Source organism: Streptomyces sp. NPDC041796 (assembly GCF_055590785.1).
Genome location: NZ_JBVJAH010000005.1, coordinates 315,049 through 326,700, shown reverse-complemented (window position 1 = coordinate 326,700; position 11,652 = coordinate 315,049). Strand labels below are relative to the sequence as shown.

Here is an 11,652-nt window from a genome sequence, read left to right as displayed (position 1 = left end):
GCAAAAGGGCCACATTCTGCGCGAGTTGGCCCGGCGGAAGCGGAATGAAGGGGCGACTCCCCTGTGGGGCGCCCCCTCATGGGGCCAGAAGGGGTGAAGCCCGCCGGGCGGGTGGGTGATCGGCGCGCGGCCCCCGCCCGGGCGGGGGCCGCCGGCCGCTCGGCGCGGCCCAGCGGGCACGCGGGGCGGCGGCGCCCTCGTCGGTGAGCGAGCCGGGCAGCCGCATCCGGGCGATGCCGCCGCCGGGGAAGGCGTCGAGCCGGAGGTGGGTGGCGACGGCCGGGCCGGGCAGCACGAACCGGTGCGGGATGTCGGGATGGAGCCGGGTGCACGGCATGATCTCGAACCACTCGCCCCTCTCGCCGTCGCGGCCCTGGAGAGCAGTAGTTCCGGCCACTCGGGGCCGGGCACGGCCTCACCGTGGACGCGCGGGCGGGCGACGCCTCCGTTGGGGGGCTGACACGGGCGCACAGGGGTGGAGCGGTGCTCGGCGACGATCCTGGAGCCGTTGGCGTTGTGGCCGCGTACGAGGGTGGGCGGGGCGAGCGAGCTCAAGCGGATAACTTTCCGTTACCGGGGTTATGCTGGGACCATGGACCAGCCGCCGCGTCCCCACCTTCCCCTCGCGGGCGGCCCCGCCGGAGACCGGGCGGGACACGCCGGACACGCCGGACACGCCGGACACGCCGGACGCGCCGAGCGCGCGGACGCCGCCGACAACCGCCGCCGGATCCTGGAGGCGGCCACGCGGATCGTCGCGGAGAAGGGGCCGGACGCGCTGACGATGAACGCCGTCGCCCACGAGACCGGTATCGGCGTGGGCACGGTCTACCGCCGCTTCGGGGACGTCGCCCAGCTCCTGTTCGCCCTGCTCGACGAGCGCGAGAAGCAGTTCCAGGAGGCGTTCATGACGGGCCCGCCCCCCTTGGGCCCGGACGCCCCGCCCCTGGAGCGGCTGCGTGCCTTCCTGCACGCGCTGGCCGACCGGGTCGCCGACCAGCTGGACATGATGCTCGCCGCCGAGACGGCCGCGCCGAGCGCCCGCTACAGCAGCGGGGCGTACGCGACCATGCACACGCACGTGACCGTGCTCGTCACCCGCATCCGCCCGGAGGCCGACGCGTCGCTGCTGGCCCACATGCTGCTCGCCCCGTTCCTTCCCAGCCTGACGCATCATCTGACGCGCGACGGCGCGCGGACGGTGGACGAGATCAAGGCAGCCGCGGACGAGCTCCTCCTGGGCCTCGCCCGCCCCCGCTGACCGACCCGCGGCCTACCGCCGCGCCGCCACCTCCCGCAGCGCCGCCAGCAGGCGGGACACGGCGGGGGCGGACTCCGCCCCGCGGCGCACCGCCGCCACGACGTGACGGCGCGGCTGGTCCGCCGCCAGGACCCGCATCACCACCCCCGAGGCGCGCTCGGCGGCCGCCATGCGCGGCACCAGCGCGATGCCCATCCCCGCCTCCACCATCGCCAGGATCGCCGTCCATCCGGCGGCCGAGTGCGCCTGTTCCGGCACGAACCCGGCCGCTTCGCACGCCGCCCTGGTGATCTCCGACCAGGGCCCGCTGCCCCCGAAGATCCACCGCTCCCCCGACAGGTCGGCCAGCCGCAGCCCCGGCGCCCCCGCCAGCGCGTGCCCCGCCGGAAGGGCCACGTCCAGCGGGTCCGCCAGCAGCGGTACGCGGCCGAACCGGGCGTCCCGGGCCGTCGGCGCGTGGGCCGCCAGCGAGAGCGCCAGGTCCACCTGCCCGGCCGACAGCAGCTCGTACGCCTCGGCGGCCTCGGCCTCCCGCACCCGTACCTCCAGACCCGGGTGCGCGGCGCGGAGCCGCAGGACGGCCGGAACGACCAGCGCGGGCACGGCGGTGGAGAACGCCCCGACCCGCACCTCCCCCGCGTCCCCCCGGAGGTAGCCGGCCAACTCGGCGTCCGCCCGCTCCAGTTGCGCGAACACCACCTCGGCGTGCCGCAGCACCAGCCGCGCCGCGTCCGTGAGCCGCACCCCGCGGCCCTGCGCCTCCAGCAGCCGTACCCCGAGCTGCTTGGAGAGGTTCGTCAGTTGCTGCGACACGGCCGAAGGGGTCATCAGCAACGCCTCCGCCGTCGCGGTCACCGTTCCCCGGTCGCGCAGGGTGCGGAGGATCTGGAGCTTCTTGATGTCCCACTCGGTCATGTCCCGCAACCTACTCACCTGCCGCGGGCGGTCCCGAGGACCACACCACCGAGGATCAGGGCCATGCACAGGAATTGCAGCGGCCCCATCGCCTCGCCGATCAGCGCCCAGGACAGCAGCGCCACGCACACCGGCTGGAGGTAGTACACGACTCCCGCCCGGGCCGCGCCGATCAGGGCGATCGCCTTGTTCCAGGCGAAGAAGGCCACGGCGGAGGAGAAGACCCCGACGTACACGAGCGGACCGACCGTGCCGGCGGTGGGCTCGAACCCGCCCTGGACGGTGAGGCTGACCACGTACGCCGGCAGCAGCATCAGCGTGCCGAGCACGAAGGTGGCGAAGAGGAAGGCCGGTCCGCCGAGTCCGGCCGGCCGCCGCTTCAGCAGGGCGCTGTACGAGGCGAAGCAGACCGCCGCGGCGACGATCCACAGGTCGCCGGCCGCCAGGTCGGGCACCAGGGAACCCCGGCCGACCAGGAGGAGGACACCGGTGCAGGCGATCAGCATGCCGGTGGCACGGCGCGGTCCGAGCCGGGCGCCGCCGAGCCTCTCGTACACCGCCATCAGGACCGGGGAGGCGGCCATGACCATGCCCATGGTGCCGGCGGAGGTGGTGAGGCCGGCCTGGTTGACGAGGGTGTTGTAGACGGCGACGCCGAGCAGGGAGGCGAGGGCGACGAACCCGAGGTGACGCCGGATCAGTTCCCGCTGCCGCCAGGCCTCGCGGGCGGCGAAGGGGGCGACGGCGACGAGGGCGACGATCCATCGCCAGAAGGCGGCCTGGACGGGCGGGACGGAGTCGTGGAGGGCCCGGGAGGCCACGAAGCTGCCCGACCAGACGACCGTCGCGAGGGCCGCGAGGAGCAGGCCCGTGCCCGAAGCCCGGACGGCCACCCCTCTCGTGGTCTTCCGCTCATCGACACGGACGCGGTCCAGGATTGCCACGGGTATCCCTTGCCTCTCTCCCCACGAAGGGGATCTCGGTTGCGGGACCTACCGTCGCACCGCCGGATCTCTTAGGTCCATCGAAACTTTCTCATCGGTTTCTTCAGATGAGCTGAACGGTTGGCGGGGCGTCCACTGACCGGCCACCGTCGCGCCGAACGCGATGACCATGCCGGCCAGCTGGACCGGCCCCAGCGCCTGACCGAGCGCCGCCCAGCCGATGACGGCCGCGGTGATCGGGGACAGCGGCCCGAGGAGCGTCACGGAGGTGGCGGTCAGCCGCTCGATGCCGCGGAACCAGAGCCAGTACGAGACGGCGGTGTTGGCGAGCGCGAGGTACGCGTACCCGGCGACGCCCCGCCCGTCGAGCGCCGGCGGGGCACCCTCCACCAGGAAGGCGACCGGCGCGATCAGGAGCCCGCCCGCGCCGAGCTGCCAGCCGGTCATGACCAGGGGACCGACTCCCTCGGGGCGGCCCCAGCGCTTGGTGAGCACCGTGCCCGCCGACATGGAGGCCGCGGAGGCGAGCCCGGCGACCACCCCCACGAGGTCGAACGCCGCACCCGCCTTCAGGACGACCAGACTCACCCCGAAGGCGGCACCGACGGCGGCCAACAGGGCGCGCGCGCTGGGCCGGTCGCCCAGCAGCAGGGCGGCCAGTCCGACCACGAAGAGGGGCCCCACCGAGCCGACGACGGCGGCGACACCGCCCGGGAGGCGGTACGCGGCCAGGAAGAGCAGGGGGAAGAACGCACCGATGTTGAGCGCCCCGAGCACCGCCGCCTTCCACCACCAGGCACCGCGCGGCAGGGTCCGGGTGAGGGCGAGCAGGGCCAGCCCGGCGGGCAGAGCGCGCACCATTCCGGTGAACAGCGGGCGGTCGGGCGGCAGGAACTCGGTGGTGACGGCGTAGGTGGAGCCCCAGGAGACGGGCGCGAGGGCGGTGAGGGCTATGACGGCGGCCTTGCGGGACATCGGTTGTTCCCCCTTGGAGTAGCTCGGCAGTAAGTAGCTTAGCGCTAAGCTACTTACACGCAAGCATCTTTCTTGCGAACAAGGGAGAGGACGCCCACACTGCGCCCATGACCTCCTCGACATCCCCGGCCCCGGACCCCGTCGACGCCATCACCGCCCAATGGGCGGTGGTTCGCCCGGACCTCGACACCGTCCCGATGGCGGTCTACGGGCGCATCTACCGGCTCAGCCACACCATGGCGGCCCGCATGGACAAGGCGTACGCGCCCTTCGGCATCTCACGCGGCGAGTTCGACGTCCTGGCGACACTGCGGCGCTCGGGCGAGCCGTACACGCTCTCGCCGCGCGAACTGTCGGCGACGCTCATGCTGACGACGGGCGGCATGACGGGACGGCTGGACAAGCTGGAGCGGGCCGGGCTGCTGAGCCGCAGCCCCGACCCGCACGACCGGCGGGGCCTGCGGGTGACGCTCGGCGAACGCGGGCTCGCGTTGGTGGACGAAGCGGTGGCGGCCGGTCTCGCGGTCCAGCGGGAAGCCCTGGAAGCGGCCCTGGACGACCAGGAGGCCGAGCAACTCGCGGGCCTGCTGCGCAAGCTGCTCCGGGCCACGGGCGCCTAGAACGGGCCCGCGGTGAGGCGCGGGCACCGGGGAGTGAGCGCGCGAAGGCGCTGTCCGGCGGGGCGACCGCGGGACAGCGCCTTCAGCGAAGCGAGGAGGGCCTCAGACCTTCTTGGACTTGTCGAGCACCATGACCAGGCCCGCGATCACCGCGAACAGCACGATCGGGGCGGCGACGTACAGGCCGAGGGTCTCGGCCACGCTCAGGCCGGGACCCGGGTCGTCACCGTCGTCGCGGGTGAGCGCGAGCGCGGGGGACGACAGGAGCAGCATCATCAGCGTCGTACCGGCCGCGACGGCGCCGGCGCGCAGGGCGTTCTTCTTGTCCACGGTGCAAACGTAGCGAACGCCTAAAGACCCCGCGCGTCCGGGGGTGCCGTAGACGGCCGCAGCACGTCCATCAGGGCGTGCAGGCGGGGCGAGGCGGCCAGGTCCTCCAGGGTGACGGGGCGGCCTTCCGCGTCGGCGATCGGCAGCCGCCAGTTCGGGTACTGGTCCCAGGTGCCGGGCAGGTTCTGCGGGCGGCGGTCACCGACCGCGTCCGGGAGCCAGACCCCGGTCATCCGGGCGGGGGTGCGGCGCAGGAAGCGGTAGACCGCCCGGATCTCGGCCTCCTCGTCGCGCGGCCCCTCCTCCAGCAGCCCCAGCTCGCGCAGGTACGCCAGCCACTCGGCGACCTCCTCGGCGTCCTCGGTCCGCTCCTCCTCCAGCGGACGGGTGAGCAGGCCGAGCCGGTGGCGCAGCTCGACGTGCTCGCCGGTGAGCCGGGCCGCGGTGGACGGCAGGTCGTGCGTGGTCGCGGTGGCCACGCAGTCCGCCCGCCAGGTGGCGGGCGCCAGGGGCCGCCGCGTTCCCTCCCAGTCCCGCTCGAACCAGAGCACGGACGTACCGAGGACGCCGCGCCGCTGGAGGGACTCCCGTACGCCGGGTTCGACCGTGCCGAGGTCCTCGCCGATCACGACGGCGCCCGCGCGGTGGGCCTCCAGGGCGAGGACGGCGAGCATGGCGTCGGCGTCGTACCGGACGTACGTCCCCTCCGTGGGCAGGCGGCCCTGGGGCACCCACCAGAGCCGGAACAGCCCCATGACGTGGTCGATGCGCAGCGCGCCGGCGTGCCGCAGCAGCCCGCGCAGCAGGTCCCGGTAGGGGGCGTAGCCGGAGGCGGCCAGCGCGTCGGGGCGCCAGGGCGGCAGGCCCCAGTCCTGGCCGCGCGCGTTGAACGCGTCCGGCGGGGCGCCGACCGACATCCCGGCGGCGAACGCGTCCCCCTGCGCCCACGCGTCGGCGCCGTCCGGGTGGACGCCGACCGCGAGGTCGTGGACGACGCCGACGGACATGCCCGCCTCCCGGGCGGCCCGCGCCGCGGCGCCGAGCTGCTCGTCGGTGAGCCAGGCGAGCCGGCCGTGGAAGTCGACACGGTCGGCCAGCTCGTCCCGCTCCCGCGCGGTGGCGGCCGAGCGCGGGTCGCGCAGGCCCTCGGGCCACTGCCGCCGGTCGGCGCCGTACCGCTCGACGAGGGCGCACCAGGTGGCATGGTCCAGCAGCGCCTGCCCCTGCGCGGCGCGGAACTCCCGCAGGGCGGCCTGCCGCCCGGGGCCGAGCGGCACGCGCCACAGCAGCTCCAGGGCCTGCCGCTTCAGCACCCACACCGCGTCCCGGTCGATCAGCTCGCCCTTGCGCAGCACCCCTTCGCGCAGCTCCGCCGCGCGCCCGGTGAGCGCGTCCAGCTCGGCGCGCTCCTCGGCGCCGAGATGGCCGCGCACGTACGCGTACTCGGGGATGTCCTCGATCCGCAGGTGCACCGGGTCGGGGAAGCGCCGGGAGGAGGGGCGGTAGGGGGACGGGTCGGTGGGCGTCCCCGGCACGGCCGCGTGCAGGGGGTTGACCTGGACGAACCCCGCACCGAGGGCCCGGCCCGCCCAGCCGGCCAGCTCACGGAGGTCGCCGAGGTCACCCATGCCCCAGGACCGGGTGGACAGCAGCGAGTAGAGCTGCACGAGGACCCCGTGCGCGCGCTTCGGCGGTCGCGGCATGCGCGCGGGGGCGACGACGAGCGTGCTGTGCGCGGTGCGCCCGTCGCGCGCCCGGGCGTCGAGCCGGTGCACACCCAGCGGCAGCCGGGCATAGCGGGGCGTGCCCGAGATCTCGTCGCCGTGCTCGGTGGTGATCCGAACCTCGGTGCCCGGCGGGAGCGCCGCGAGCGGGCGCGGCAGCTCGGGCGGCCGCCCCTGGGGCGGTGCCCCCTCGGCCGGGTCGTCGTGCCACAGGACCAGGGTCGGCGGGAGGAGCCGGGCGTCCCTGGCCGCCTCGGTGGCGGCCAGGGACGTGCGCAGCGCCTCGGGCGTGGTGGCGTCGACGTCCAGGGCGGCGAGGACCTCCACCACCGTGGCGTCGGGGACCGGGACGGTGACGCCCGCGGACGGGGAGTACGCGGTGGCGACACCGTGCAGCGCGGCGAGCCGGGCAAGGGTCATTCAGGCTCCTGGTGACTCCGGTCCGCCGGCCGTGCGGTGCGCGGTCGGCTCGCTGGTCAGGGGGGTGAAGTCGGTGAGGGCGGGTTCGCTCGTCAGGGGTGTGGCGTCGGCGAGCGGCGGCTCGCTGGTCAGCGGGGTGCCGGCGGCCGGCAGCCCGGTGAGGGGGCAGTAGCCCGGGCCGTGGCCGGCGGCCGGGGGCTCGGTGGCGGGCGCGGGACCCGGGACCTGTTTGGAGAGGGCGGAGAGCAGGAGCTGGGCGGAAGCGGCCACGGTGGCCTCCCTGTGAAGGTGACGGTGGGACACAGCAGCCCTACCCAGTGGGCGGCCACACATCCGCCCAACGTGGCGTCGGTCACATGGCGCTCCCGTGCCGGGAGTTGGACCGCACCCCGTACCCCGGTAGGCAAATACGACACAACGGCCACGCACATTGACACCTTCGGCGAGTCGGTGGTGGGCTCGAAACCGACCGGTTCGGCCATCGGTCCGGCCACCGGCAAAGCTACTCGCAGAACAACGAAAGACGAGGGGAGACGCGCGTGCAGTTCGGGCGCTTCGGCCGCGGAAGGCGGACCGCGACGGCCGTTGCCGTCGCCGTGATCGGCGGCCTGCTCAGCGGCGCTCCCGGCGCGCAGGCCGCGCCCGGCGGCCCCGGCTCCCCCACCACGACCGCGCCCGGGCGGGAGGGCGCCGCCCTGCCCCCGGTGTGGCCGCGGCCGCAGTCCCTCCGCCCGGCCGGCACCGCGGTACCGCTCGGTGACGAGGTGACGATCCTCACGGGCGAGGGTGCCGACCCGTACGCCGTGACCGCGCTGGAGGGCGTCCTGCGGGACGCCGGTGTCCATACCGTCTACACCGGGCGGGACGGGCGGGGCCCGGTTGTCCTGTTGGGCGGCACGGGCGCGCAGAACGCGCTGCGCGCCCTCCGCGCGCCCGAGCGCGGCGACCTGCCGTCCGGCGGCTACCGCATCGCCACCGGCCGGTACGAGGGCCGTGACACGGTCGCCGTCGACGGCGTCGGCAAGGACGGCCTCTTCCACGCCGTCCAGACACTGCGCCAGCTCATAGCCGCCGACGGGTCGGTGCCGGGCGTCCTCGTGCGCGACTGGCCCGGCACGGCCGTGCGCGGCATGACGGAAGGTTTCTACGGCCGCCCCTGGAGCCACGAACAGCGCCTCGCCCAGCTCGACTTCATGGGCCGCACCAAGCAGAACCGGTACCTCTACGCGCCCGGCGACGACCCGTACCGCCAGAGCCAGTGGCGCGAGCCCTATCCGGCGGCCCAGCGGACCGAGTTCCGGGAACTGGCCGAGCGGGCCCGGCGCAACCACGTGACGCTCGCCTGGGCGGTGTCGCCCGCCCAGTCGATGTGCCTGGCCTCCGAGGACGACCTGACGGCGCTCAGGCGCAAGGTCGACGCGATGTACGCGCTCGGGGTGCGCGCCTTCCAGGTGCAGTTCCAGGACGCCTCCTACGACGAGTGGCACTGCTCCAGGGACGCGGACACCTTCGGTTCCGGCCCCGCCTCGGCGGCCCGGGCGCACGCGCGCGTGGCGACGGAACTGGCGCGGCACCTGGCCGGCCGGTACCCGGACGCCGAGCCGCTGACGCTGATGCCGACGGAGTACTACCAGGACGGTGCCACCGAGTACCGCACCGCGCTCGCCGCGGAACTGGACGACCGGGTGCAGGTGGCGTGGACGGGCGTCGGTGTCGTCCCGCGGACGATCACCGGCCGTGAACTGGCGGGCGCGCGGGACGCGTTCGAGCACCCGCTGGTCACCCTGGACAACTACCCGGTCAACGACTACGCGCAGGACCGTATCTTCCTGGGCCCCTACATGGGCCGCGAGCCGGCCGTCGCGGCCGGTTCCGCCGCCCTGCTGGCCAACGCGATGGAGCAGCCCGCCGCGTCCCGCATCCCCCTCTTCACCGCCGCCGACTACGCCTGGAACCCCAAGGGCTACCGCCCCGGGGAGTCCTGGCACGCCGCGCTCGGCGACCTGGCGGGCGGCGACCCGAAGGCCCGTGAGGCGCTGCACGCCCTCGCCGGCAACGACGCCTCCTCGATCCTCAGCCGCACCGAGTCGGCGTACCTCCGCCCGCTGCTGGCCGGCTTCTGGAGCACGCGCGCCAGCACGACGGCGGACGCGGCGGCCAGGGACCGGGCGGCGCGCGAGCTGCGGGCGGCGTTCTCCGTGATGCGCCAGGCGCCCGAGCGGCTGACGGGCACGGCGGGCGGTGCGCTGGACGACGAGGTGCGGCCGTGGCTGGACCAGCTCGCGCGGTACGGCCGCGCCGGCGAGGCGGCCGTCGACATGCTCCAGGCGCAGGCGCGCGGTGACGGGGCCGGTGCCTGGCGGGCCTCGCTGGAGCTGGAGCCGCTGCGGGGCGAACTGGCGGCGAGCCCGGTCACGGTGGGCGAGGGGGTGCTGGACCCGTTCCTGTCGCGGGCCGTCGAGGAGGCGGCACGGTGGACGGGCGCGTCGCGGGACGCGGGCACCGTGGCCCGGGAGGACGGGACGTACACCGTGCGCCTGGACCGGGCCCGGCCCCTGGACACGGTCACCGCGATGACGCTGCCGGGGGCGCACCCCGGTGACGGCCCCGGCGGCGTTCCGGCGAACGGCTCCGTCGAGGCGCACGTCCCCGGGCAGGGGTGGCGGCCGCTGGGCGCCCTGTCGGCGAGCGGCTGGACCCAGGCGGCCGCGCGCGGGCTCACCGCCGACGCCGTCCGGATCACCTGGAGCGGCCGGTCCCCCGGCGTCCGGGCCCTGGTGCCCTGGTTCGCGGACGAGCCGCAGGCCCGCCTCGACCTCCCGCACGCCGAGACGGACGCGGTCATCGGCGGCGCCCCGCGCCGGGTGAACGCGGTGCTGGCCGCCCAGCGGCCCGGCGAGGTGCACGGCACCCTGACGGCGAAGGCCCCGAAGGGCCTGAAGGTCACCGTCCCGAAGCAGACGGTCGTTCCGCGCGGCACGGCCGCGACCGTCCCGGTCGACATCACCGTCCCGGCGGACACGCCGTCGGGCGACTACCGGGTGCCGCTGTCGTTCGCCGGCCAGGAGCGCACCCTGACCGTCCGGGCCTACCCGGCGACGGGCGGCCCGGATCTGGCCCGTACGGCCAAGGCGTCCTCGTCGGGCGACGAGACCCCCGACTTCCCCGCCCCGGCCGCGATCGACGGCGACCCGGAGTCCCGCTGGTCCTCCCCGGCCGAGGACGGCGCCTGGTGGCAGCTGGAGCTGGCGGGGCCGGTCCGGCTCGGCCAGGTCGTCCTGCACTGGCAGGACGCGTACGCGGCGAAGTACCGCGTCCAGGTGTCGGCGGACGGCCGCGTCTGGCGCACGGCGGCGACCGTGCGGGACGGGAAGGGGGGCCGCGAGACGGTCCGGATGGACGCCCCGGGCACCCGCTTCGTCCGTGTCCAGGGCGACGAGCGGGCGACCGAGTACGGCTACTCCCTGTTCACGGTCGAGGCGTACGCGGTGACGGCGCCGGCTCCCCCGGGGGCACCTGCCGGGGCGCCTGGCGAGTGAGGCGCAGGGGCGGCCCGGCAGTCGGGGTGCTCCCGGTTCGTGGCGGCGAGTGAGGCGAAGGGGCGCGGCTGTGCCGAAAGGGAGAACGCGCGGAGGGCCCGAGGCACGAGGGACCGAGCACGATCGACCGTCGACACAGCCTTAGGCGCCCCGGAGCCGAACCGAGCCCTCAAGAAACCCTGTCGATCCGGGCCATGGCGTCGTCCGCGCCGTACGGCTGGAGGTACGGCAGCCAGCGCGGATCCCTGTGTCCGGTCCCGATGATGCGCCAGGCCAGGCCGGTCGGCGGGGCGGGTTGCTGGTGGAGCCGCCAGCCCAGCTCCCGCAGGTGCCGGTCGGCCTTCACGTGGTTGCAGCGGCGGCAGGCCGCCACGACGTTCTCCCAGGCGTGCTGTCCGCCGCGGCTGCGCGGCACGACGTGGTCGACGCTGGTTGCGACGCCACCGCAGTACATGCAGCGCCCGCCGTCGCGGGCGAAGAGGGCTTTGCGGGTCAGAGGAACGGGCCCCCGGTAGGGGACCCGTACGAACCGCTTCAGGCGGACCACACTGGGTGCGGCGATCGCACGGGTCGCGCTGTGCATGAAGGCGCCGGATTCCTCGAGGCAGATGGCCTTGTTCTCCAGGACGAGGACGAGCGCGCGGCGGAGCGGTACGACGCCGAGGGGCTCGTACGACGCGTTGAGGACCAGGACATGCGGCACGGATGCCTCCTATTACGCCGGCGGCGCGTGGCTCGCGCCGGGACGATCTGCTCTCAGTCTCTCCTCATGCCAGGTCGAAGCGCCACCACGTACCGGTAACGGGCCCGAAGTGTTTTCGACCACACTCCGATCATCCCCAGGTGAGACGCAGCTCTCCCTCGAACATGGCAACGAAGCACCCCCGATGCGCCGTTAATGTAATTGGTCCGCTTGTCCATCCT

General features: G+C 74.8%; 11 protein-coding genes. 3 read left to right on the top strand and 8 right to left on the bottom strand.

What is annotated here, in order from left to right; translation table 11 throughout:
• Positions 1 to 76: 76 nt before the first annotated feature.
• Positions 77 to 397 carry a hypothetical protein gene (locus ACZ6C1_RS12330; protein ID WP_469240199.1) on the bottom strand — a complete coding sequence of 107 codons (321 nt, stop codon included), beginning with the start codon at positions 395 to 397 and terminating at the stop codon, positions 77 to 79.
• A 195-nt stretch (positions 398 to 592) separates the two neighbouring features.
• Here ACZ6C1_RS12330 and ACZ6C1_RS12325 point away from each other — a divergent pair, with 195 nt between their 5' ends.
• Positions 593 to 1,261 (top strand): TetR/AcrR family transcriptional regulator, encoded by a 669-nt coding sequence (locus ACZ6C1_RS12325; protein ID WP_469240198.1) that lies wholly within the window; start codon positions 593 to 595, stop codon positions 1,259 to 1,261.
• Between the two features lie 12 nt (positions 1,262 to 1,273).
• Here ACZ6C1_RS12325 and ACZ6C1_RS12320 read toward each other — a convergent pair whose 3' ends face one another.
• Genes ACZ6C1_RS12320 through ACZ6C1_RS12310 form a run of 3 tightly spaced genes read right to left on the bottom strand, consistent with a single transcriptional unit; the run spans position 1,274 to position 4,095 of the window.
• Positions 1,274 to 2,176: a LysR substrate-binding domain-containing protein gene (locus ACZ6C1_RS12320; RefSeq protein WP_469240197.1), complete on the bottom strand. Its 903-nt coding sequence runs from the start codon at positions 2,174 to 2,176 to the stop codon at positions 1,274 to 1,276.
• A 14-nt stretch (positions 2,177 to 2,190) separates the two neighbouring features.
• Positions 2,191 to 3,111, bottom strand: coding sequence for a DMT family transporter (locus ACZ6C1_RS12315; RefSeq protein WP_469240382.1), 921 nt, complete (start codon positions 3,109 to 3,111; stop codon positions 2,191 to 2,193).
• Between the two features lie 57 nt (positions 3,112 to 3,168).
• On the bottom strand, positions 3,169 to 4,095 hold the full coding sequence (locus ACZ6C1_RS12310; protein ID WP_469240196.1) for an EamA family transporter: 927 nt from the start codon (positions 4,093 to 4,095) through the stop codon (positions 3,169 to 3,171).
• A gap of 107 nt (positions 4,096 to 4,202) precedes the next feature.
• Here ACZ6C1_RS12310 and ACZ6C1_RS12305 point away from each other — a divergent pair, with 107 nt between their 5' ends.
• Positions 4,203 to 4,715 carry a MarR family winged helix-turn-helix transcriptional regulator gene (locus ACZ6C1_RS12305; RefSeq protein ID WP_469240195.1) on the top strand — a complete coding sequence of 171 codons (513 nt, stop codon included), beginning with the start codon at positions 4,203 to 4,205 and terminating at the stop codon, positions 4,713 to 4,715.
• 102 nt (positions 4,716 to 4,817) lie between these two features.
• Here the strand turns inward: ACZ6C1_RS12305 and ACZ6C1_RS12300 are convergent, their stop codons facing one another.
• The 3 genes from ACZ6C1_RS12300 to ACZ6C1_RS12290 are packed head-to-tail and all read right to left on the bottom strand — an operon-like array spanning position 4,818 to position 7,459.
• A complete protein-coding gene (locus ACZ6C1_RS12300) occupies positions 4,818 to 5,045 on the bottom strand; it encodes a hypothetical protein (protein ID WP_469240194.1) in 228 nt (75 codons plus the stop codon).
• A 20-nt stretch (positions 5,046 to 5,065) separates the two neighbouring features.
• Positions 5,066 to 7,189, bottom strand: coding sequence for a 4-alpha-glucanotransferase (gene malQ / locus ACZ6C1_RS12295; RefSeq protein WP_469240193.1), 2,124 nt, complete (start codon positions 7,187 to 7,189; stop codon positions 5,066 to 5,068).
• On the bottom strand, positions 7,190 to 7,459 hold the full coding sequence (locus ACZ6C1_RS12290; RefSeq protein ID WP_469240192.1) for a hypothetical protein: 270 nt from the start codon (positions 7,457 to 7,459) through the stop codon (positions 7,190 to 7,192).
• A gap of 269 nt (positions 7,460 to 7,728) precedes the next feature.
• Here ACZ6C1_RS12290 and ACZ6C1_RS12285 point away from each other — a divergent pair, with 269 nt between their 5' ends.
• Positions 7,729 to 10,728 carry a beta-N-acetylglucosaminidase domain-containing protein gene (locus tag ACZ6C1_RS12285; protein WP_469240191.1) on the top strand — a complete coding sequence of 1,000 codons (3,000 nt, stop codon included), beginning with the start codon at positions 7,729 to 7,731 and terminating at the stop codon, positions 10,726 to 10,728.
• Positions 10,729 to 10,897: 169 nt separating this feature from the next.
• On the opposite strand, the gene ACZ6C1_RS12280 is transcribed toward ACZ6C1_RS12285, so the two are convergent.
• Positions 10,898 to 11,431 carry an HNH endonuclease gene (locus ACZ6C1_RS12280; RefSeq protein ID WP_073751115.1) on the bottom strand — a complete coding sequence of 178 codons (534 nt, stop codon included), beginning with the start codon at positions 11,429 to 11,431 and terminating at the stop codon, positions 10,898 to 10,900.
• Positions 11,432 to 11,652 lie beyond the last annotated feature (221 nt).

Excerpts from the sequence above, each read along its gene's own strand:
- malQ (WP_469240193.1), bottom strand. The coding sequence starts at position 7,189 with ATGACCCTTGCCCGGCTCGCCGCGCTGCACGGTGTCGCCACCGCGTAC.
- ACZ6C1_RS12325 (WP_469240198.1), top strand. The coding sequence starts at position 593 with ATGGACCAGCCGCCGCGTCCCCACCTTCCCCTCGCGGGCGGCCCCGCC.
- ACZ6C1_RS12310 (WP_469240196.1), bottom strand. The coding sequence starts at position 4,095 with ATGTCCCGCAAGGCCGCCGTCATAGCCCTCACCGCCCTCGCGCCCGTC.
- ACZ6C1_RS12320 (WP_469240197.1), bottom strand. The coding sequence starts at position 2,176 with ATGACCGAGTGGGACATCAAGAAGCTCCAGATCCTCCGCACCCTGCGC.
- ACZ6C1_RS12305 (WP_469240195.1), top strand. The coding sequence starts at position 4,203 with ATGACCTCCTCGACATCCCCGGCCCCGGACCCCGTCGACGCCATCACC.